Source organism: Rhizobium sp. AN6A, assembly GCF_900215635.1.
Classification (GTDB): domain Bacteria; phylum Pseudomonadota; class Alphaproteobacteria; order Rhizobiales; family Rhizobiaceae; genus Agrobacterium; species Agrobacterium tumefaciens.
This window is the reverse complement of sequence record NZ_OCNC01000004.1, coordinates 632,107-652,633: the sequence shown is the minus strand read 5'-3', so window position 1 is coordinate 652,633 and position 20,527 is coordinate 632,107. Positions and strand designations below refer to the sequence as shown.

The window sequence follows — 20,527 nt, the reverse complement described above, 5'->3', positions numbered from 1 at the left end:
TCGTTGCAAGAGCCTCTCATTTCCCGCACATTGCGTTCGATATTTGCCGAATAAACAGGCATATTAATTTACCAAATGATAAAATTTTTATCTTTTGGTAAAAAGAAATTCGCCTCTAAAAAATTATCCAATTGATAAAATTATTTTTTTTCGTCTGGCACGGAACCTGCTACTCTTTCTTAAAATCAGGAAAACGCCTGATGCCAAAAAAGGGAACAGCAAGATGGAAGTTGGTGTTTTTATACCGATCGGGAATAATGGGTGGCTCCTTTCCGAGAATGCGCCGCAATACAAGCCAAGCTTCGACCTGAACAAGGAAATCACGCTGAAGGCGGAAAAGTACGGCTTCGATTTCGCGCTGTCGATGATCAAGCTGCGCGGCTTTGGCGGCAAGACCGAGTTCTGGGATTATAATCTGGAATCCTTCACCCTGATGGCGGGACTCGCCGCCGTTACCTCCAAGATCAAGCTGTTCGGCACCGCCGCCACGCTTGTCATGCCGCCGGCCATCGTTGCGCGCATGGCGACGACGATCGATTCCATTTCCGGCGGGCGTTTCGGCATCAACCTGATTACCGGCTGGCAGCGTCCTGAATACAGCCAGATGGGGCTTTGGCCGGGCGACGATTATTTCGGTGATCGCTATGAATATCTCGGCGAATATACCTCCGTGCTGAAAGAGCTGCTGACGGAAGGGCAGTCGGACTTCAAGGGCAAGTTCTTCCAGATGGATGATTGCCGCATGAAGCCGGTACCGCAGGGGGATGTGAAGCTCATCTGCGCCGGTTCCTCCAATTCCGGCATGGCGTTCTCTGCCAAGTTCGCCGATTACAGCTTCTGCTTCGGCGTCGGCGTCAATACGCCAAAGGCTTTTGCACCCACCAATGAGCGACTTCTGGCGGCAACGGAAAAGTCCGGTCGCGAGGTTAAATCCGTCGTGCTGACCATGATCCTCGCGGAAGAAAAATCCGAGGATGCCTGGGCGAAGTGGGAGCATTACAAGGCGGGCGCGGATGAGGACGCGATCAAGTGGCTCGGCCTGCAGAGTTCTGTCGACACCAAGTCCGGCTCCGACACCAATGTCCGGCACATGTCCAATCCCGTCTCGGCGGTCAACATCAACATGGGAACGCTGATCGGCTCCTATGAGGAAGTGGCGGCGATGCTGGATGAAATGAGCGAAGTGCCGGGAACAGGCGGCGTGATGCTGACCTTTGACGATTTTCTCGAAGGCGTCGAAAAATTCGGCAAATATGTACAGCCGCTGATGAAGAGCCGCCAGCATGTGCTGGCCGAACTGGAGGCAGCGGAATGAGTGAAGCCGTCGTGGCGGGTTACAAGGGGCCGGAAAGCCGTTCGGAAAGTGTCACACTTCCCGCAAGGCCAGAGCCGATTACCCTCAAGCCCAGCGAGACCGCCGTTGTCGTGGTCGACATGCAGAACGCCTATTCAACCGAGGGCGGTTATGTCGATCTTGCCGGGTTCGACATTTCCGGCGCGAAGGGCACCATCGCCAACATCAAGAAGACGCTGGATGCAGCGCGGGCAGCAGGTGTTCAGGTCATCTATTTCCAGAATGGCTGGGACAAGGACTATGTCGAGGCCGGTGGGCCGGGTTCGCCCAACTGGCACAAGTCCAACGCGCTGAAAACAATGCGCAAAAGGCCTGAATTGCAGGGCCAGCTTCTGGCCAAGGGCACATGGGACTATGCCATCGTTGACGAGTTGCAGCCCCAGCCCGGCGATATCTTGGTGCCGAAGACGCGTTATAGCGGCTTTTTCAACACCAATATGGACAGCGTGCTGCGTGCCCGTGGCATCCGCAATCTGGTCTTCGTCGGCATCGCCACCAATGTCTGCGTGGAAAGCTCGCTGCGCGATGCCTTCCATCTCGAATATTTCGGGGTGATGCTGGAAGATGCGACGCATCATCTGGGCCCGGACTATATCCAGCAGGCGACGGTCTACAATGTCGAGAAATTTTTCGGCTGGGTGGCAACCGTCAATGATTTCTGCGGTGTCATCTCGCAGGCCGCACCCGTCAGGGATTGATCCCCAACCACAAAGAGGAGAATGAAATGCCGAAGAAGATCGTCGTGCCTGCCGGTACAAGCAAACCCATCGCCCCTTTTTCGCCGGGAACCCTCGCCGATGGCGTGGTTTACGTGTCCGGCACGCTGCCATTCGACAAGGACAATAATGTCGTGCATGTGGGCGATGCCAGCGCCCAGACGCGCCATGTTCTGGAAACCATCAAGTCGGTCATCGAAACCGCCGGCGGTACGATGGAAGACGTGACGATGAACCACATCTTCATCACCGACTGGGCGAATTACCAGGCTGTGAACACGGTTTATGCCGAATATTTCCCCGGCGACAAGCCCGCGCGGTATTGCATCCAGTGCGGCCTCGTGAAGCCTGACGCGCTGGTGGAAATCGCCACCGTCGCCCATATCGGTAAATAAGGCGAAACGGCAAAATGATGCATTTCGAGGTTCATGGCCGGGCCGAGCCTGAGGCGCCCACTATCCTGCTGTCATCGGGACTGGGTGGATCGGGCGCCTATTGGACGCCGCAGATCGAGGCCCTTTCCAGCCATTTCCGGATCGTTACCTATGACCATCGCGGAACTGGCCGGACCGGCGGCGAGGTGCCGGCAGATGGCGGCATATCGGCGATGGCCGATGATGTGCTGGAGATCGTCTCGGCGCTGAACCTCGAAAAGTTTCACTTCATGGGCCATGCGCTTGGCGGTCTGATCGGACTCGATATCGCCCTTCGCAAGCCCGGCCTCATCGACAGGCTTGTTCTTATCAATGCCTGGAGCAAGGCCGATCCGCATTCCGGGCGCTGCTTCGATGTGCGGATCGAGCTTCTGGAAAAATCCGGTGTCGAGGCTTTCGTGAAAGCCCAGCCGCTGTTTCTTTATTCGGCGGTCTGGATGTCAGAGCATCAGGAGCGGCTGGCACGTGACGATGCGCATGGCGTCGCGCATTTTCAGGGCAAGACGAATGTGCTTCGGCGCATCGCGGCGCTCAGGGCCTTTGATGTCGACGCCCGCCTCGGCGAGATCGGCAATCCGGTTCTGGTGGTGGCAACCAAGGACGATCTTCTGGTGCCCTATACCCGTTCGCTGCGTCTTGTGGAGGGTTTGCCGCAAAGCGAGCTTTGCCTTCTCGATTTCGGAGCGCATGCGGTCAATATCACCGAGTCTGACCTTTTCAACGCGCGGCTTTTGCAGTTTCTGCTACCGGCAACACAAACATTCTGACGGGATTTGAGAGTAAAATGACGAGAGCATTGGACGACGCTGCATTGGCAACACTTTTCACCGAGGCCCGCACCCACAATGGCTGGACGGACAAGCCGATCGGCGATGAGACGCTGACAGCGCTTTATGACCTGACGAAGATGGGGCCGACCTCGGCCAATTGCTCGCCGGCGCGTTTCGTTTTCGTGCGCAGCCCGGAAGCCAAGGAAAAATTGAGGCCGGCGCTTTCTTCGGGCAATCTGGAAAAGACTATGGCAGCACCCGTCACTGTTATCGCTGCCATCGACAGCGAATTTTACGAGAAGCTGCCGGTGCTGTTTCCCCATGCCGATGCCCGTTCCTGGTTCACGTCCAGTGCGGCGATGGCCGAGGAAACGGCATTCCGCAATGCCACGCTGCAAGCCGGTTATCTCATTCTTGCCGTCCGCGCGCTCGGGCTTGATACCGGAGCCATGTCCGGTTTCGACAAGGGCAAGGTGGATTCGGCATTTTTTGCGGGTACGACTTGGAAATCCAATTTCCTCATCAATCTTGGTTACGGCGATCCGTCGAAGCTGTTCGGTCGCCTGCCGCGACTTGCGTTTGAAGACGCCTGTGTTCTGGCTTGAGGGCCTGTTAAGGAAGGATGGTTTAGATGCGGATGATGTCTCTTGAAAAGGAAGCGGAAATGGAGACGAAGACTGCACAGGAACGCAGCCTCGATTATAGAAACGCCATGGCGCGGCTCGGTGCGGCAGTCAACATCGTCACCACGGACGGTGTGGCAGGCCGTGCGGGATTTGCAGCGACGGCCGTTTGCAGCGTTTCCGACAATCCGCCCACGCTTCTCGTCTGCCTCAACCGCGGCTCTTCCGCTTATAATGTGGTGAAGAGCAATAGCGTCATCTGCGTCAACACGCTTGCTTCCAAGCACGAGGTACTAAGCACCCTGTTCGGCGGCAAGACACCGGCGGAAGAACGTTTTGCTGCCGGAAGCTGGGGCGTGCTCGAAACCGGCGCGCCGGTTCTGGAAGACGCGCTCGTCTCCTTCGATTGCCGCATTCGCGAGGCACATGATGGTGGCACGCACGATATACTGATCTGCGACGTCGTCGATATGAAGATCAATGAGGGCGACGAAGCACTGATGTATTTCAACCGGCGTTACCGGGTGCTTTGAGAGCGGTCTCTGGGGCCGGTTGATACCCTTAACTCACGATCAGCTATTTGCGCGCCGTCATCCTCGGGCTTGTCCCGAGGATCTGCAACCGATTGATTTTATTCGACGTGGATAGATCCTCGGGACAAGCCCGAGGATGACGGCGGAGCTTTCTTTTCACGTCAGTAAGAAGGGCGCTCCCGGAGACCGGAAACGCCCTTTTCATTACTTGATCAGCGGCAAAAGATCGTTGATCGACTTCTTAGCATCGCCGTAGAACATGCGGGTGTTGTCCTTGTAGAACAGCGGGTTCTCGATGCCGGAGTAACCCGTGCCCTGACCACGCTTGGAAACGATGACCAGTTTGGATTTCCATACTTCCAGAACCGGCATGCCGGCGATGGGCGAGTTTGGATCGTCCTGTGCCGCCGGGTTGACGATGTCGTTGGAGCCGATGACGATGACGACGTCGGTATTGGGGAAATCGTCGTTGATCTCGTCCATTTCCAGCACGATGTCGTAGGGCACCTTTGCTTCGGCAAGCAGCACGTTCATGTGGCCGGGAAGACGACCCGCAACCGGGTGGATGGCGAAACGCACGGTCTTGCCGTCGGCGCGCAGCTTGCGGGTCAGTTCGGAAACGGCCTGTTGTGCCTGTGCCACCGCCATGCCGTAACCGGGCACGATGATGACGCTGTCAGCGTCGTTCAGCGCTGATGCCACGCCTTCGGCATCGATTGCCACTTGCTCGCCCTCGATTTCCATCGCCGGACCCGTCGTGCCGCCGAAGCCGCCGAGGATGACCGAGATGAAGGAGCGGTTCATGGCCTTGCACATGATGTACGACAGGATCGCACCCGAGGAGCCGACAAGCGCACCTGTAACGATCAGGAGATCGTTGCCGAGCGTGAAGCCGATGGCCGCCGCCGCCCAGCCGGAATAGCTGTTCAGCATCGAGACGACGACAGGCATGTCTGCGCCGCCGATACCCATGATCAGGTGATAGCCGATGAAGAAGGCGGCAAGCGTCATCAGCACCAGCGTCCATGCGCCGGCACCGTTGCAATACATGATGAGCAGGACGAGCGACAGGATCGCCGCACCGGCATTGAGGACGTGTCCGCCCGGAAGCTTCTTCGCCTTGCCGTCCACCTTGCCGGCAAGCTTGCCGAAGGCGACGACGGAACCGGTGAAGGTGACAGCGCCGATGAAGACGCCGAGGAAGACCTCGACCTTCATGATTGCCAGTTCTACCGGCGTCTTGTGGGCGAGGAGGGCGGAAAAGCCTCTCAGCAACGAACGCGCCGTCTCATCGAGCGAGGCGACATGCGCTTCCTCGATGTGGGCGTTGAAGCCGATGAAGACGGCGGCCAGACCGACAAAGGAGTGAAGTGCTGCAACAAGCTGCGGCATCTCGGTCATCTGTACGCGGTTTGCGACGAAGTAGCCGAGAACGGCGCCACCCGCCAGCATCAGCAGCACGATGAACCAGTTGCCGACATCAGGTCCGAAGACCGTGGCGACAATGGCAAGACCCATGCCTGTTATGCCGTACCAGACGGCGCGTTTGGCGCTTTCCTGTCCGGAAAGGCCGCCGAGGGAAAGGATGAAAAGAACGGCTGCGGCAACATAGGCCGCGGAAACGATACCAATGGTCATAAAGTGTCCCCTACACGGCTCAGGACTTCTGGAACATGGCGAGCATGCGCCGTGTCACGAGGAAACCGCCGACGATGTTGATCGTCGCGATCAGGACGGAAAGCGAGGCAAGGATCACCACCAGCCAGTTGCCGGAACCGATCTGCAGCAGCGCGCCGATAATGACGATGCCGGAAATCGCGTTCGTCACCGCCATCAGCGGCGTGTGCAGCGAGTGGCTGACATTCCAGATGACGGAGAAGCCGATAAAGCAGGCGAGCACGAAGACGATGAAATGGCTCATGAAGCTTGCCGGCGCGTAAAGGCCGACGAGAAGCAGGACCGCCGTACCGATGACGAGCAGACCGACCTGACTTTTCGTCTGCGCCTTGAACTCGGCCCGTTCCTTGGCGTGCTTTTCCTCAGGCGTAAGCTCTTTTGCTCGTTCCTTGGGTTTCTGCGCGGCGATGGCCTGAATCTTCGGTGGAGGTGGCGGAAAGGTGATGTCGCCCTGATAGGTGACGGTCGCACCGCGGATGACGTCGTCTTCCATGTTGTGAACGACCTTGCCGTCCTTTGCGGGCGTCAGGTCGGTCATCATGTGACGGATGTTGGTGGAATAGAGCGTTGAGGCCTGCGTGGCCATGCGGCTCGGGAAATCCGTATAGCCGATGACGATGACGCCATTGTCGGAGACGACGCGCTGGTCGGGCACCGTGAGATCGCAATTGCCGCCGCGCTCGGCGGCGAGGTCGATGATGACCGAACCCGGCTTCATTGCCGCCACCATGTCGGCCAGCCACAGCTTCGGAGCGTCACGGCCGGGGATCAGCGCCGTGGTGATGACGATATCGATCTGCGGTGCCAGCTCGCGGAATTTCTCCAGCTGCTTTTCGCGGAATTCCGGCGAGGAGGGGGCGGCGTAACCGCCGGTCGCTGCGCCATCCTGGCTCTGGTCGGCGAAATCGAGATAGACGAATTCGGCGCCCATGCTTTCGATCTGTTCGGCCACTTCCGGGCGCACGTCGAAGGCATAGGTAATGGCGCCGAGCGAGGTTGCCGTGCCGATGGCGGCAAGACCGGCAACGCCGGCACCGATGACCAGCACCTTGGCGGGCGGCACCTTGCCGGCGGCGGTTACCTGACCGGTGAAGAAGCGGCCGAAATTATTGCCGGCCTCGATGACGGCGCGATAACCGGCGATGTTGGCCATGGAGGACAGCGCGTCCATTTTCTGGGCGCGGGAAATGCGCGGCACCATGTCCATGGCGATGACATTTGCGCCCTTTTCCTTCGCCTGCTCCAGAAGGTCCTTGTTCTGTGCGGGATAGAAGAACGAGATCAGCGTCTTGTCCGAAGACAGGCGATCAATCTCCGACGTTTCCGGCGGACGAACCTTGGCGATGATGTCGGCGCCGGTATAAAGCGCATCGGCGCTATCGACGATGGTGACACCGGCTGCGCGATAGGCGTCGTCGGAAAATCCCGCTGCCTTGCCCGCGCCTGTTTCGAGGATGCAATCATATCCGAGTTTCTGCAAGCCTTGCGCGCTGTCGGGCGTCATGCCGACGCGCGCCTCGCCATCATATAATTCCTTAGGCGTCCCGATTTTCAAAATGGCTCTCCCTTTTCCGCACGATAGGGCGTCATAGCCTATTTCGAGCGTTTTTGTCTTGTTTTTGGCGGTTTCTACCTGCGGCGGATTGACAGCCTGCGAAAGGCCAGTTCGGGCACTGGCGGTACTGCGGCAATAAAAAACCCGGCGCGTCAGCGCCGGGTCTCTATCGTCGGGAGCGAAACCGCTCACTCCATGGTGTGGATGTCGCGATCCTTGGTTTCCGGCAGGAACAGCAGGCCGATGACCAGCGTGATGCCTGCGAAAACGATCGGGTACCAGAGGCCGTAATAGATATCGCCCTTCGCCGCGCTCATCGCAAAAGCGGTGGCGGGCAGAAGGCCGCCGAACCAGCCGTTGCCGATATGGTAGGGCAGCGACATGCCGGAGTAGCGGATGCGGGTCGGGAACAGTTCGACCAGCAGGGCCGCAATCGGGCCGTAGACCATCGTCACGTAGATCACGAGGACCGTCAGGACCGCGATGATGACAACCCAGTTCACGGCAGCCGGATCGGCGACCATGGCGAAGGTGCCACCACCTGCAATGCTGTAGACGGCCATTTCCGCCGCTCCGGCGGTCTCGGCCGGTGTCAGCAACTTGTCGGCCACCAGCTTGTCGGTCGCCACCATCTTCTTGTCGGCGGCGCGAACGGCTTCCGCATTGAGGTTGAGTTCCGGGTTGGCGGCAATGAAGGCATCCAGTTTTGCGTCCGGCACCTGTGCTACGCCGCGCACCAGCGGGTAGCCGCCGTCATGCAGCGCGATGTTGACCTGTTTCTGGAAGGCCCTGTCTTTTGCGGCAGCATCCGCGCCGGCTGCGATGGCGTCGTAGCTCGCAATGGTGGCGTCGCCGATCTTGACGCTTGCCGGTGTACCAGCCGCTCCAGCAACGACGTCATAGGGAACGGAGTTGCGTGTCAGGAACGAGGTGGCGATATCGCAGGATGTGGTGAATTTCGCCGTACCTGTCGGGTTGAACTGGAACTTGCAGTCGCCCGGAGCAGCGGTCACGGTGGCGCGAACGCTGGCTTGCGCTTGCGCCAGTGCCGGGTTGCCCGCCCATGTGAGCGCCTTGAACAGCGGGAAGTAGGTCAGCATCGCGAGAACGAGACCCGCCATGATGATCGGCTTGCGGCCGATCTTGTCGGAAAGCCAGCCGAAGAGCACGAAGAAGCCCGTGCCTAGGATGAGGGCCGCCGCGACCATGATGTTTGCCGACTGGCCGTCCACCTTCAGAATGCTCTGCAGGAAGAACAGCGCATAGAACTGGCCCGTATACCAGACGACGGCCTGACCGATGACGGCGCCGACGAGGGCAAGCAGGGCGATCTTTGCGTTTTTCCACTGGCCGAAGGCTTCGCTGAGCGGTGCCTTGGAGGTCTTGCCTTCTTCCTTCATCTTCTTGAAGGCAGGAGATTCGTTCATTTTCAGACGAATCCAGACCGATACGCCAAGCAGCAGAACCGAAACGAGGAAGGGAATGCGCCAGCCCCAGGCGGCGAAGGCTTCCTTGCCGAGTGCGAACTGCACGCCGAGAATGACCATCAGCGACAGGAAGAGGCCGAGCGTCGCCGTCGTCTGGATCCATGAGGTGTAATAGCCTCTGCGACCGTTGGGCGCGTGTTCGGCCACGTAAGTTGCAGCACCGCCATATTCGCCGCCAAGCGCCAGACCCTGAAGCATGCGCAGGATGATCAGGATGATCGGGGCTGCGATGCCGATCTGCGATGCACCGGGCAGGACGCCGACGAGGAAGGTCGAAACGCCCATGATGAGAATGGTGATCAGGAAGGTGTATTTACGGCCAACAATGTCGCCGAGACGGCCGAACACCAGGGCGCCGAAGGGGCGCACGAGGAAGCCGGCGGCAAATGCCAGAAGCGCGAAGATGTTGCGTGTCGTTTCCGGATATTGGCTGAAGAAGTTCGCGCCGATATAGATCGCGAGCGAGCCGTACAGATAAAAATCGTACCATTCGAAGACTGTTCCGAGAGAAGAGGCGAAAATCACCTTCTTCTCCTCACCCGTCATGGGACGGGCGGCGCCGCTCACGGCTGCTACGTTTGCCATTGTCTGTCCTCCACAGATGTCAAATGAGCGCATTGCAGAGCCCTGTCTCTCCTCCGGACTCCCCCGTAAGGGTGCAATGCGCGTAATGTCAGAGTGACAGAAAATTAACCCCAATGAGAGCGATGCTTTCGGATTATGACTTTAGTCTAATGCATAACGTGCAAAAATGTCGCGAGGTGGCATTTGCACTTGTGCGCCGGGTCGCTCGCAACGTGCCTTTTTTCTTGACACGAACACCAAACCTTCTAATAGCTTCTCGCGAAGAAGGAGCATCACCTTGCGCAGGCATGTTGCAGACATGATTGTCATGGAAGGACCGGCACAATCCGCCGGCGATGATCCGCGTCTTTCTTATTCTATCCGAATTACGGCCAAAACGACGATTAAAACCGTCTGACGTCTCTGGCCACCGCTCTCTCCCCGGTTTGGCTGGGGATCGAGGAAGCCGCAATGCGATGCGGGTTCCCCACCTCACCCAAAAGAGGAGAGACAGAAAGAGAGCTTGATCATGGGTTTCAAAGTTGCAATTGTAGGCGCCACCGGCAATGTCGGTCGCGAAATGCTCAACATCCTGGCCGAACGTGGTTTTCCGGCAGATGAAGTCGTGCCGCTCGCTTCCTCCCGCTCGCAGGGTACGGAAGTCTCTTATGGCGACCGCACGCTGAAGGTTTCCAACCTCGAAAACTACGATTTTTCCGACACGGATATTTGCCTGATGTCGGCCGGCGGCGAGATTTCCAAGAAGTGGTCGCCGAAGATCGGCCAGCAGGGCTGCGTCGTCATCGATAACTCGTCTGCATGGCGCTACGATCAGGACGTTCCGCTGATCGTTCCGGAAGTCAATGCCGACGCGATCTCGGGCTTCACCCGCAAGAACATCATCGCCAATCCGAATTGCTCCACGGCCCAGCTCGTTGTCGCGCTGAAGCCGCTGCATGACTTCGCCAAGATCAAGCGCGTCGTTGTCTCCACCTACCAGTCCGTTTCCGGCGCTGGCAAGGAAGGCATGGACGAACTGTTCCAGCAGACACGCGCCGTCTTCGTGGCCGATCCGGTCGAAACGAAGAAGTTCACCAAGCGCATCGCCTTCAACGTCATCCCGCATATCGACGTCTTCATGGAAGACGGCTATACCAAGGAAGAATGGAAGGTTCTGGCCGAAACCAAGAAGATGCTCGATCCGAAGATCAAGGTAACCTGCACGGCTGTGCGCGTTCCTGTTTTCATCGGTCATTCGGAATCGGTCAACATCGAGTTCGAAAACGAGATCACCGCCGATCAGGCGCGTGACATCCTGCGCGAAGCGCCGGGTTGCCTCGTGATCGACAAGCATGAAGATGGCGGCTACATCACCCCGGTTGAATCCGCCGGCGAGGATGCGACCTATATTTCGCGTATCCGTGAGGATGCGACGGTTGAAAACGGCCTCAACATCTGGGTTGTTTCGGACAATCTGCGCAAGGGCGCTGCCCTCAATGCCATCCAGATCGCCGAACTCCTGGTCAATCGTGGTCTTATCAAGCCCCGCAAGGCGGCGGCTTGATACGATTTTTTAAGGTTCGTTAAGTATAACCCGTCTGTTCTGTGTGGGGCAGGCGGGTTTTCCAATTGGCTATCATCACGGCCAGTTTATTTGCAGGCCTTGCTGCCGAAAGGCAATTTAGGCGGCCAAAAGGCAATTTGGCAACCGGACCCATACAGCAGCGACGTTTTGGTTCTCGGGATAAATTCCCCAAAGGATATCGAAGGCAGATTTTGATGCGGGCAATGAAGGCAATTCTGGCTGGTGTGGCCATGGTCTCGGTTTTGGCGGCGACGCCGGTTGTGGCTGCGCAATGCGGCAACACTTCGGCAGGGTTCGATGCCTGGGTCGGTGCCTTCAAGCAGGAAGCGGCGGGCCGCGGTGTCAGCGCCTCGGTGCTTGATCGTGCCTTCTCCGGCGTCTCCTACAATCAGCCGACCATCCGCGCCGATCGCGGCCAGCACAGCTTCAAGCTGTCCTTCGACCAGTTCATGCAGAAGCGCGGCGGCCAGACGATCATCTCGCGCGGCAAGACCATGAAGAAGAACAATGCGGCTCTCTTCGCCTCGATTGAAAAGGCCTACGGTGTGCCGGCCGGCCCGCTTCTGGCCATCTGGGGCATGGAAACCGGATTTGGCGGCTTCATGGGCAACCAGCACACGCTGTCCGCCGTGGCGACGCTTTCCTTCGACTGCCGCCGTTCGGATTATTTCACCGAGCAGCTTTATGCGGCTCTGAAGCTCGTCGGCAGCGGTTCGCTGAACGTTAACGCCAAGGGTGCTGCCCATGGCGAAATCGGCCAGACGCAGTTCCTGCCGTTGAACGTCGTGCGCTACGGCGTGGATTTCGACCGCGACGGACGCATCGATCTCGTCGGTTCGCGCGCCGATGCGCTCGCCTCCACTGCTAACTTCCTTGTCGGCCACGGCTGGCAGCGCGGTGCGGGTTATCAGCAGGGGCAGACGAATTACGCGGCCATTCAGGGCTGGAACGCTGCAAGCGTTTATCAGCAGGCGATTGCGTTTATCGGCAAGGCGATTGACGGCCAATAAGGCCGCTTTCTCCCAATTGGAACGCCCACTTCCGTCATGCCGGACTAGTTCCGGCATTCAGTCACGGCGCGTCTGCGCCGTGAAAACAGTCCTATGCGATTAAAGAATTGATCGCGCTGGGCCCCGGATCACGTCCGGGGTGACGAAGCTTTGAGAAGGTTTCGACAATCACAGGTCCGGGCGGCGAAAGTCGCCCGTTTTGCCGTCCATCACCCACAATTCGCCGGTCGAGATATCGAACCAGGCGCCATGCAGCTTCACCTTGCCGGCGGTTTCCTGCGCCTTGACGAAGGGGAACCCGCGCAGGTTGGCGATGGAGTTGCGGATGGAAACGCGCTCCAGCGCCGTCTGGCGCTCGGAAGCGGTCATGATGTCGTTGCTCTGGATCTGCTCGGCGGCGGATTTCACCATGTTCATCCATTTGCCGATAAAGTCGCCGGGTGACAGAGGTTCAAGATTGGGGTCGAGTGCGGCCTGAATGCCGCCGCAGCGGCCATGGCCCATGACCACAATGTCCTTCACCTTCAGAACCTGCACGGCATATTCGATGGCGGCCGATGTGGCGTGGTACTGACCGTCAGGCTCAAAGGGCGGCACCATGTTGGCGACGTTCCGCATGACGAAAAGTTCTCCCGGTCCGCAGTCGAAAATTGTTTCCGGCGCCGAACGGGAGTCACAACAGGCAATGAACAGGGTCTGCGGTTTCTGTCCGGTATCAGCCAGAACGCGGTATCTTTCGCGCTCGTCGGCATAGCGGCCGCTCATGAAGTTCTTGTAGCCGTTGAGAAGGTTTTCCGGAAAATCTTTCATCTATCGCAGTACCGTTGTGCTTGGACCAAGATCAAGAGAAGAACTCGGTGCGTTGAAGACCAATCCTTTAGCCGCTATTTGCGCTTGCTGCGTGAAGGATGCAAGAGATGGCGCATCTGCACCATCGCCATGGGTGTTGAGAGACTTGAAGAATCCGTCTCCAGCGTCAATTCGTTCATGTCGCGTTTTTTGGTTCGCGCCAGAATTTCGAACACGCTGGCGGTGGCCAGTTGCAGCGCCTTTTCGTCGTCCATGCCTTCCAGCAGCCGGGCAAGGAACAGCGCCGCCATCAGGTCGCCGAGACCGTTCGGTGCGTCTTCTATGGCGCGGTGTTCCGCCATCAGCGCGTGCCGGCCGCTCAGATAGAGATTTCCCGTGCCGCCCGCCATCATCGACACGGCTGACGTGACCAGCATTTTCGAAGGGCCGAGGGCGAGTGCGGCATCCATGATGGCATTGTTGGTTTCAAGCTCCGCGCCGCTCATCCATGCCAGTTCGTAGCGGTTCGGCGTTGCGACGGTGGCAAGTGGAATGAGCTCGTCGCGGATGGCTTCTGCCGTCTCCACCGGAATGTAAAGCCCGCCCTTGTCGCCCATCACCGGATCGCAGGCATAGACGAGTGCCGGGTTTTTCTCCCTGAGATTGCGGATCAGCCTTGCGACCGAACGGACCTGCGCTGCGCTTCCAAAATAACCGGTCAGTACGGCTTTGACCTCGCCGATCCATTTGGAGTTTTCGAGGTCGGTCATGGCCTTGTCGAAGTCGTCGTCCTGAAAGCGCATCCGGGTGGACGGGCCATGGCCGGGGTGCCAGGGCAAAACGATTGTGGGTACCGCCCATACCGGATAGCCAAGGGTCTCCAGCGCGAAGACTGCGGCACGGTTGCCGACCGATCCACGCATGACGTGGCTGGAAATGACGATGACGGCGCCTTGGGTATTTTCCTGCATCACGGCCTTCTTGCTTTCAAACGCCGCAGAAGCCCGCAAGTGCCCCTGCTCACAGATCAAGATGCGCTCTCATGACATATCGCATCGTCACTTTCCACCGTTAATCCCGCAAGGGTCTGTCCCGTAAAACGATGGGCGTCCGGTCTTCTTGGCCTTTCCGGTGCCGGTCCGGTATTGCGGGATCGGCGAACTGCCCTACCTTTTTGTTTACGCATCGGGTTTTCCCAAAACCGCGGTACACTTTTCGGCCCGATGCCCTATAGTTGCATCATGCTCGATCTCGTCATCGCCTATTGGCCTCATATCCTTGCCGTTCTTTCCATTTTGATGGGAACCGTGGCGGCCGTACATGCCACGATGACGAAGGAAGAGGTCCGCTCGGCGCTTGGCTGGGTTGGCGTCATCGTTCTGTCGCCGATCGTCGGTGCGGTCATTTATGCGATTGCCGGCATCAACCGGATTCGCCGGTCCAGCATCAGGCAGCAGCGGTCCTTCATGCAGGACGAGATCATGGATCGCGTGGCGCGTCTGGATGCGAGCGGCGAGGTGATTGCCGCGCGGTTCGGACGCCGTTTCGAGGCGATGAAGACGCTCGGCGACCGGGTGACGCGCCATGCGCTGACGACCGGTAACCGCATCGAGCCGCTTGTCACCGGCGACGCGGCCTATGCCGCCATGCTGGAGGCGATAGGCGAGGCGAAGCGGTCGATCATCCTCGAAACATATATTTTCGACAATGACAGGATCGGCGCCCGTTTTGTTGCGGCGCTGGAAAGGGCGAAGTTCCGGGGCGTGGAGGTGCGGGTGCTGGTGGATGCGGTGGGCGCGCGTTACTCCGTGCCGAGCATCCTGCCGACGCTCCGGGCAAAAGGCATCGTTGCCGATGTGTTCAACGGCAATGTCATCATGGGGCTGCGGCTGCCCTATGCGAATTTGCGCACCCACCGCAAGATTCTGGTGGTGGACGGGCGCATCGCCTTTAGCGGCGGCATGAATATCCGCGAGGGCTTCACCCTTGAATTCGGCGGCGAAAAACAAGCGCACGACACACATTTCAAGATCAGCGGACCGGTTGTCTCTGATTTTTTCTCCATTGCGGCGGAGGACTGGCGGTTCACGACGGGGGAGCTTCTGCACACGCCGGTCTGGGATATCGCCATTCCCGATGGTGTGCCGGGTTCACAGATCGTCGCCCGCGTTTCCTCCTCGGGGCCGGATAAGAGCATAGAGACCAATCACAAGATGCTGATGGGGGCGTTTTCCGTCGCCCGCGCCTCCATTCTCGTCATGTCGCCCTATTTTCTCCCCGATCGGGAGCTTATTTCAGCGCTCATTACCGCAGCGAGGCGGGGAGTCGTGGTGGATATCATCGTGCCGCAAAGCAACAATCTGGTGCTTGTGGACAGGGCGATGACGGCGCAATTCGACCAGATGTTGAAGAATTACTGCCGCATCTGGCGGGCGACAGGGCCCTTCAATCATTCCAAGCTTCTGGTGATCGACGAGCGCTGGAGCTACATCGGTTCTTCCAACCTGGACCCTCGTTCATTGCGGCTGAACTTCGAAGTCGATCTGGAAGTTATGGATGAGGAATTCGCCGCGACCATCGGAAACCGCATCCGGGAAGCCCGGGCAACCGCTTTACCCGTGCGACTGAGCGAACTGAATGCGCGGCCATTCGTTGTCCGTTTTGTGGAGCGCGTCCTGTGGCTCGCTTCGCCGTATCTTTAGAGCGTCATGTGTCGGAAACGCTCTAGAACTTTTAATTTGCGCATCGGAGGCGTCGCAGCGTGAAGAAAAACAGTTTGCTGGAGCGTGGAAAAACGGCACTGGCGAAAAACAGCGGCCTGCCCGCCTTCGTCATGCAGTCGCTGCGCGACCGCCACCAACGGAAGAATGCCGGGCAGGTGGAGAGAGATCACCCCTTCCCGGTCATCGCGTCCTACAACGTCCACAAATGCGTCGGCCGCGACCGCAGGTTCGATCCTGATCGCACCAGCCGTGTCATTCAGGAAATCGGCGCGGATATCATCGCGCTACAGGAGGCGGACAGCCGTTTCGGCGAGCGCACGGGCCTGCTCGATCTTGCCCGGCTGGAGCGGGAAAGCGGGCTTATCCCCGTGCCTGTTCTGGCGGGCGTGAAGGCGCATGGATGGCACGGCAATGTCCTGCTGTTCAAGGAAGGTGCGGTGCGGGATGTTCATACGCTGAAATTGCCGGGGCTGGAGCCGCGCGGCGCGCTGGTGGTGGAACTGGATTTGAAAAGCGGTGGCGCACTGCGTATCATCGCGGCGCATTTCGGTCTTTTGAGGCATTCCCGTGCCCAGCAGGCAAAGGCGCTTATCGGTCTACTGGAAGCGCGAAATGAATGCGCGACCATCCTCATGGGAGACCTGAACGAATGGCGTCTCGGCAATGGCTCGTCGCTCAATACTCTGAGGGATGCATTCGGCGCCCTGCCGCCCGCAGTGCCTAGTTTTCCATCCAACCTGCCGGTGCTTGCGCTCGACAGGATCATCGCCAACCGCGAAGGGCTGATCGAGCAGGTGCAGGCGCATGACAGTGCACTGGCGCGCGTTGCCTCGGACCACCTGCCACTGAAGGCCGCGATAAGGACCGATCTGCTTCCGACCTGATCCTGTGGCAGCATCGGATACGGCGACAGACTTCAGAGCCGCTGCGCCATCGTCAGATGGCTGCGCGAACGGGCCTCCAGCAGCGATGTGCGGATGGCTTCCATCAGCCGTTCACGGTTGTTTCTGGTCTTGCCTCTGTCCAGATTCTGCGCGGCGAGCGCCAGATCCAGACCTTCATGCATTACTATCGAATAGGCAATGGTTGTCGCCCAGTTCTCGTATTCCTGCTCCATCATGTCACCCCTGAACTAAATCATTTAGTCCGAATCACCCTGTTCTTGAAATTAACACAAAATGAAAAGCATAAAATAGCATTGTTCCTTTACGTATCTGCTGCCTTATGGGGATATAGTGTATTCGTTATATCTTTATTGCGGCGCAATATGTATGTGCTTGCTGCTTAAGTCATTGAAACAGATTCTGTTTCAGGCGATGCACATGGACGTTCCCACCAACAAAAACGCCGCGCATCGTGAGATGCGCGGCGGGCTTTCGTCGAAGTTTGCGGTGGATTGGATCAGGTCTCAACCGGCCTTTTCGAGCTTGTAGTCCGAATTGGCAGGTTCTTCCTGTTTGTGCTGGATGAGAGGACGGTTACCCGACAGCTTGCGAACCAGCACGTAGAATACCGGTGTCATGAAGATGCCGAAGAACGTCACCCCGATCATGCCGGAGAACACTGCGACACCCATGGCCGCGCGCATTTCCGCACCCGCACCGGTGGAGATGACCAGAGGCACCACGCCCATGATGAAGGCAAGCGAGGTCATCAGGATCGGGCGGAGGCGCAGGCGACTTGCCTCGACTGCCGCCTGAAGCGGCGTTCGTCCTTCAAATTCCAGCTCGCGGGCGAATTCCACGATCAGGATCGCGTTCTTCGCCGATAGTCCGACAAGGACGACAAGGCCGATCTGCGTAAAGATGTTGTTGTCCCCTCCCGTCAGCCATACGCCTGTCAATGCGGCGAGAACGCCGAGCGGAACGATCAGAATGATCGCGATCGGCAGGGTCAGGCTTTCATATTGCGCAGCCAATACGAGATAGACGAGCAGCAGCGCCAGCGGGAAGACCACGAGGCTGGAATTACCGGCAAGGATCTGCTGGTAAGTCAGGTCCGTCCATTCGTATTCGATCCCGGCCGGCAGGTTTTCGGCAAGGATTTTCTCGATCGCTGCCTGCGCCTGTCCAGAGGAGAAGCCCGGTGCCGGACCGCCGTTGATATCGGCTGCAAGGAAGCCGTTATAACGGTTAGTACGCTCCGGTCCCGTCGTTGCATCCACCTTCAACAGCGTGGAAAGCGGGATCATCTGACCGGTGGACGAGCGGACCTTCAGGCGGCCGATATCTTCGGCATGGGCGCGGAATTGCGCATCTGCCTGCACACGCACGCTGTATGTCCGCCCGAAGGCGTTGAAGTCGTTGACATAAAGCGAGCCCAGATAGATCTGCAGCGTCTGGAAGACGTCGCTGACCGAAACACCCAGCTGCTCGGCCTTGGCGCGGTCGAGATCGGCGAAGAGCTGCGGCACGTTGATCTGGAAGCTGGAGAAGATGCCCGCCAGTTCCGGTGTCTGGTATGCCTTGGCGATGACCGCCTTGGCCGCTTCGTCAAGCGTCTGGTAGCCGTAACCGGCACGGTCCTCGATCTGCAGCTTGAAGCCGCCCGTCTGGCCGAGGCCGTTGACCGGCGGCGGCGGGAACATGGCGATGAAGGCATCCTGAATGCCGGCAAACTTCTGGTTCAGCTGCATTGCGATGGCGCCGCCTGACAGTTCCGGCGTCTTGCGGTTTTCGAAGTCGTCGAGAACCGCAAAGACGATGCCGGAATTGGAGCCGATGGTGAAGCCGTTGATCGACAGGCCGGGGAAGGCGATTGCGTGGCTGACGCCCGGCTGTTGCATGGCGATATCGCTCATCCGCTTGATGACGCTTTCCGTGCGGTCAAGCGTTGCGCCGTCCGGAAGCTGGGCGAAGCCGATGAGATATTGCTTGTCCTGCGCCGGTACGAACCCGCTTGGGACCGCGCTGAACATGCCGTAGGTGGCAGCCACCAGCGCCATATAGACGATCATGACGAGGCTTTTGCGCGTTACCAGTCCGCCTACGGTTTTGCCGTAACCGTTGGAGGCGGCCCCGAAGGCGCGGTTGAAGCCACGGAAGAACCAGCCGAAAATCCGGTCCATGAAGCGGGTCAGCCAGTCTTTTGGTGCGTCGTGCTCTTTCAGCAGCAGGGCTGCAAGAGCGGGCGAAAGCGTCAGCGAATTGATCGCCGAAATGACGGTGGAAATCGCGATCGTCAGCGCGAACTGCCGGTAAAACTGGCCGGAAAGGCCGGAGATAAAGGCTAGTGGGACGAAAACGGCGACCAGAACAAGCGCGATTGCGATGATCGGCCCGGAGACTTCGCGCATCGCCTTGTAGGTGGCATCACGCGGAGAAAGCCCGTTTTCGATGTTTCGCTCGACGTTTTCCACCACCACGATGGCGTCATCCACCACGATGCCGATGGCCAGCACGAGGCCGAACAGGGTCAACGCGTTGATGGAGAAGCCGAAGGCATACATGACGGCGAAGGTGCCGATGATCGACACCGGAACGGCGATCAGCGGAATGATCGAGGCGCGCCAGGTCTGGAGGAACAGGATGACCACCAGTACCACGAGGCCAACGGCCTCGAGGAGCGTATCAACGACCTTTTCGATGGACGAGCGAACGAACTTCGTCGTGTCGTAGACGATTTCATATTTCACGCCATCAGGCATCGCCAGTTGCAGATTGTCCATTGTCGCGCGGACATTGTCGGCGATTTCGATGGAGTTGGAACCGGGAGCCTGCAATACGGCGATCGCCACGGCGGGTTCGCCGTCGAGCAGCGAGCGCAGCGTATAGTCGGCAGCGCCGAGTTCTATGCGGGCGACATCGCGAAGACGGGTGATCTGACCGTTTGCGCCGCTCTTGACGATGATGTTGCCGAATTCCTCCGGCGTCGTCAGACGGCCCTGTGCATTGACGTTGAGCTGCAGGTCGACGCCATTGGGGCTTGGCGATGCGCCGATGACGCCGGCTGCGGCCTGGACGTTCTGCTGACGGATGGCGTCGGAGACGTCGCCGGCGGCGAGATCGTGTTCGGCCACCTTCTGCGGATCCAGCCAGACGCGCATGGAATAGTCACCGGCGCCGAAGACCTGCACCTGACCCACGCCTTCGATACGGGCGAGGCGATCCTTGACGTTCAGCGTCGCATAGTTGCGCAGATAGGTGATGTCATAGGCATCGGTCTTCGACACCAGATTGACGACCATGATGAAGTCGGGCGAGCTTTTGACGGTGGTGATGCCGAGTGCGCGCACTTCCGCGGGCAGGCGCGGTTCGGCCTGCGACACGCGGTTCTGCACCAGCTGCTGCGCCTTGTCCGGGTCGGTGCCCAGCTTGAACGTGACGGTCAGCGTCAGCACGCCGTCCGATGTCGCCTGGCTGCCCATATAGAGCATGTCCTCGACGCCGTTGATCTGTTCTTCAAGCGGCGTGGCGACGGTTTCGGCGATAACGGCCGGGTTCGCACCGGGATAGGTGGCGCGGACGACGACGGATGGCGGAACGACTTCCGGGTATTCGGAAATCGGCAGGGCGCGCATGCCGAGAAGGCCTGCGACCACGATCAGGATCGACAGCACGCCGGCGAAGACCGGCCTGTCGACAAAAAATCTGGAAATATTCATATCCAGTCCCCTCTCCGGGTAGATTTGGAAATGCAAGGACCGTTCCGGCGGCATCATGGCCGCCGGTGAGGGCCGGTTCTTTGTGAAATGCGTCTCGCCGGAGG

The 20,527-nt window shown here is 58.8% G+C and carries 17 protein-coding genes; 10 read left to right on the top strand and 7 right to left on the bottom strand.

Features of this window, described 5'->3' with window-relative positions; all coding sequences use genetic code 11:
• The first annotated feature begins 223 nt into the window (after positions 1 to 223).
• From rutA to rutF, 6 genes are read left to right on the top strand one after another with little or no spacing between them, the layout of a single operon-like run.
• Positions 224 to 1,315: a pyrimidine utilization protein A gene (gene rutA / locus CRO62_RS15845; protein WP_003504013.1), complete on the top strand. Its 1,092-nt coding sequence runs from the start codon at positions 224 to 226 to the stop codon at positions 1,313 to 1,315.
• On the top strand, positions 1,312 to 2,052 hold the full coding sequence (gene rutB, locus CRO62_RS15840) for a pyrimidine utilization protein B (protein WP_003514094.1): 741 nt from the start codon (positions 1,312 to 1,314) through the stop codon (positions 2,050 to 2,052). Before rutA ends, rutB begins: the two co-directional genes overlap by 4 nt.
• 26 nt (positions 2,053 to 2,078) lie before the next feature.
• Positions 2,079 to 2,465: a pyrimidine utilization protein C gene (gene rutC / locus CRO62_RS15835; RefSeq protein ID WP_003492069.1), complete on the top strand. Its 387-nt coding sequence runs from the start codon at positions 2,079 to 2,081 to the stop codon at positions 2,463 to 2,465.
• 14 nt (positions 2,466 to 2,479) lie between these two features.
• Complete coding sequence (gene rutD / locus CRO62_RS15830) at positions 2,480 to 3,271, top strand: pyrimidine utilization protein D (protein WP_179784545.1); 792 nt, start codon at positions 2,480 to 2,482, stop codon at positions 3,269 to 3,271.
• A 17-nt stretch (positions 3,272 to 3,288) separates the two neighbouring features.
• Positions 3,289 to 3,879: a malonic semialdehyde reductase gene (locus CRO62_RS15825; protein WP_097100839.1), complete on the top strand. Its 591-nt coding sequence runs from the start codon at positions 3,289 to 3,291 to the stop codon at positions 3,877 to 3,879.
• A gap of 26 nt (positions 3,880 to 3,905) precedes the next feature.
• Complete coding sequence (rutF, locus tag CRO62_RS15820) at positions 3,906 to 4,430, top strand: NADH-dependent FMN reductase RutF (RefSeq protein ID WP_097100838.1); 525 nt, start codon at positions 3,906 to 3,908, stop codon at positions 4,428 to 4,430.
• A gap of 204 nt (positions 4,431 to 4,634) precedes the next feature.
• Here the strand turns inward: rutF and CRO62_RS15815 are convergent, their stop codons facing one another.
• The 3 genes from CRO62_RS15815 to CRO62_RS15805 form a co-directional block, all read right to left on the bottom strand.
• Complete coding sequence (locus tag CRO62_RS15815) at positions 4,635 to 6,068, bottom strand: NAD(P)(+) transhydrogenase (Re/Si-specific) subunit beta (RefSeq protein WP_097100837.1); 1,434 nt, start codon at positions 6,066 to 6,068, stop codon at positions 4,635 to 4,637.
• 19 nt (positions 6,069 to 6,087) lie between these two features.
• The gene (locus tag CRO62_RS15810; protein ID WP_097103057.1) at positions 6,088 to 7,662 is read right to left on the bottom strand and encodes a Re/Si-specific NAD(P)(+) transhydrogenase subunit alpha; all 1,575 of its coding nucleotides are present in this window, start codon (positions 7,660 to 7,662) and stop codon (positions 6,088 to 6,090) included.
• A gap of 188 nt (positions 7,663 to 7,850) precedes the next feature.
• Positions 7,851 to 9,734, bottom strand: a complete 1,884-nt coding sequence (locus CRO62_RS15805) for an MFS transporter (RefSeq protein ID WP_003514082.1) — start codon at positions 9,732 to 9,734, stop codon at positions 7,851 to 7,853.
• Positions 9,735 to 10,242: 508 nt separating this feature from the next.
• Between CRO62_RS15805 and CRO62_RS15795 the strand changes: the two genes are divergently transcribed.
• Both CRO62_RS15795 and CRO62_RS15790 read left to right on the top strand, forming a co-directional pair.
• On the top strand, positions 10,243 to 11,277 hold the full coding sequence (locus CRO62_RS15795) for an aspartate-semialdehyde dehydrogenase (RefSeq protein ID WP_003514078.1): 1,035 nt from the start codon (positions 10,243 to 10,245) through the stop codon (positions 11,275 to 11,277).
• 215 nt (positions 11,278 to 11,492) lie between these two features.
• Complete coding sequence (locus CRO62_RS15790; protein WP_097100836.1) at positions 11,493 to 12,308, top strand: lytic transglycosylase domain-containing protein; 816 nt, start codon at positions 11,493 to 11,495, stop codon at positions 12,306 to 12,308.
• A gap of 168 nt (positions 12,309 to 12,476) precedes the next feature.
• Here the strand turns inward: CRO62_RS15790 and CRO62_RS15785 are convergent, their stop codons facing one another.
• Together CRO62_RS15785 and pdxY are read right to left on the bottom strand one after the other, a co-directional pair.
• Entirely contained in the window at positions 12,477 to 13,118 is a 642-nt protein-coding gene (locus CRO62_RS15785; RefSeq protein ID WP_097100835.1) for a carbonic anhydrase, read from the bottom strand.
• A 74-nt stretch (positions 13,119 to 13,192) separates the two neighbouring features.
• Positions 13,193 to 14,068, bottom strand: coding sequence for a pyridoxal kinase PdxY (pdxY, locus tag CRO62_RS15780; RefSeq protein WP_097103055.1), 876 nt, complete (start codon positions 14,066 to 14,068; stop codon positions 13,193 to 13,195).
• A gap of 270 nt (positions 14,069 to 14,338) precedes the next feature.
• Between pdxY and CRO62_RS15775 the strand changes: the two genes are divergently transcribed.
• Positions 14,339 to 15,799: a phospholipase D-like domain-containing protein gene (locus CRO62_RS15775; RefSeq protein ID WP_097103053.1), complete on the top strand. Its 1,461-nt coding sequence runs from the start codon at positions 14,339 to 14,341 to the stop codon at positions 15,797 to 15,799.
• 59 nt (positions 15,800 to 15,858) lie between these two features.
• On the top strand, positions 15,859 to 16,704 hold the full coding sequence (locus tag CRO62_RS15770) for an endonuclease/exonuclease/phosphatase family protein (RefSeq protein ID WP_097100834.1): 846 nt from the start codon (positions 15,859 to 15,861) through the stop codon (positions 16,702 to 16,704).
• Positions 16,705 to 16,736: 32 nt separating this feature from the next.
• Here the strand turns inward: CRO62_RS15770 and CRO62_RS15765 are convergent, their stop codons facing one another.
• Positions 16,737 to 16,940, bottom strand: coding sequence for a hypothetical protein (locus CRO62_RS15765; protein ID WP_174002263.1), 204 nt, complete (start codon positions 16,938 to 16,940; stop codon positions 16,737 to 16,739).
• A 288-nt stretch (positions 16,941 to 17,228) separates the two neighbouring features.
• Positions 17,229 to 20,423: an efflux RND transporter permease subunit gene (locus CRO62_RS15760; protein ID WP_097100833.1), complete on the bottom strand. Its 3,195-nt coding sequence runs from the start codon at positions 20,421 to 20,423 to the stop codon at positions 17,229 to 17,231.
• Positions 20,424 to 20,527 lie beyond the last annotated feature (104 nt).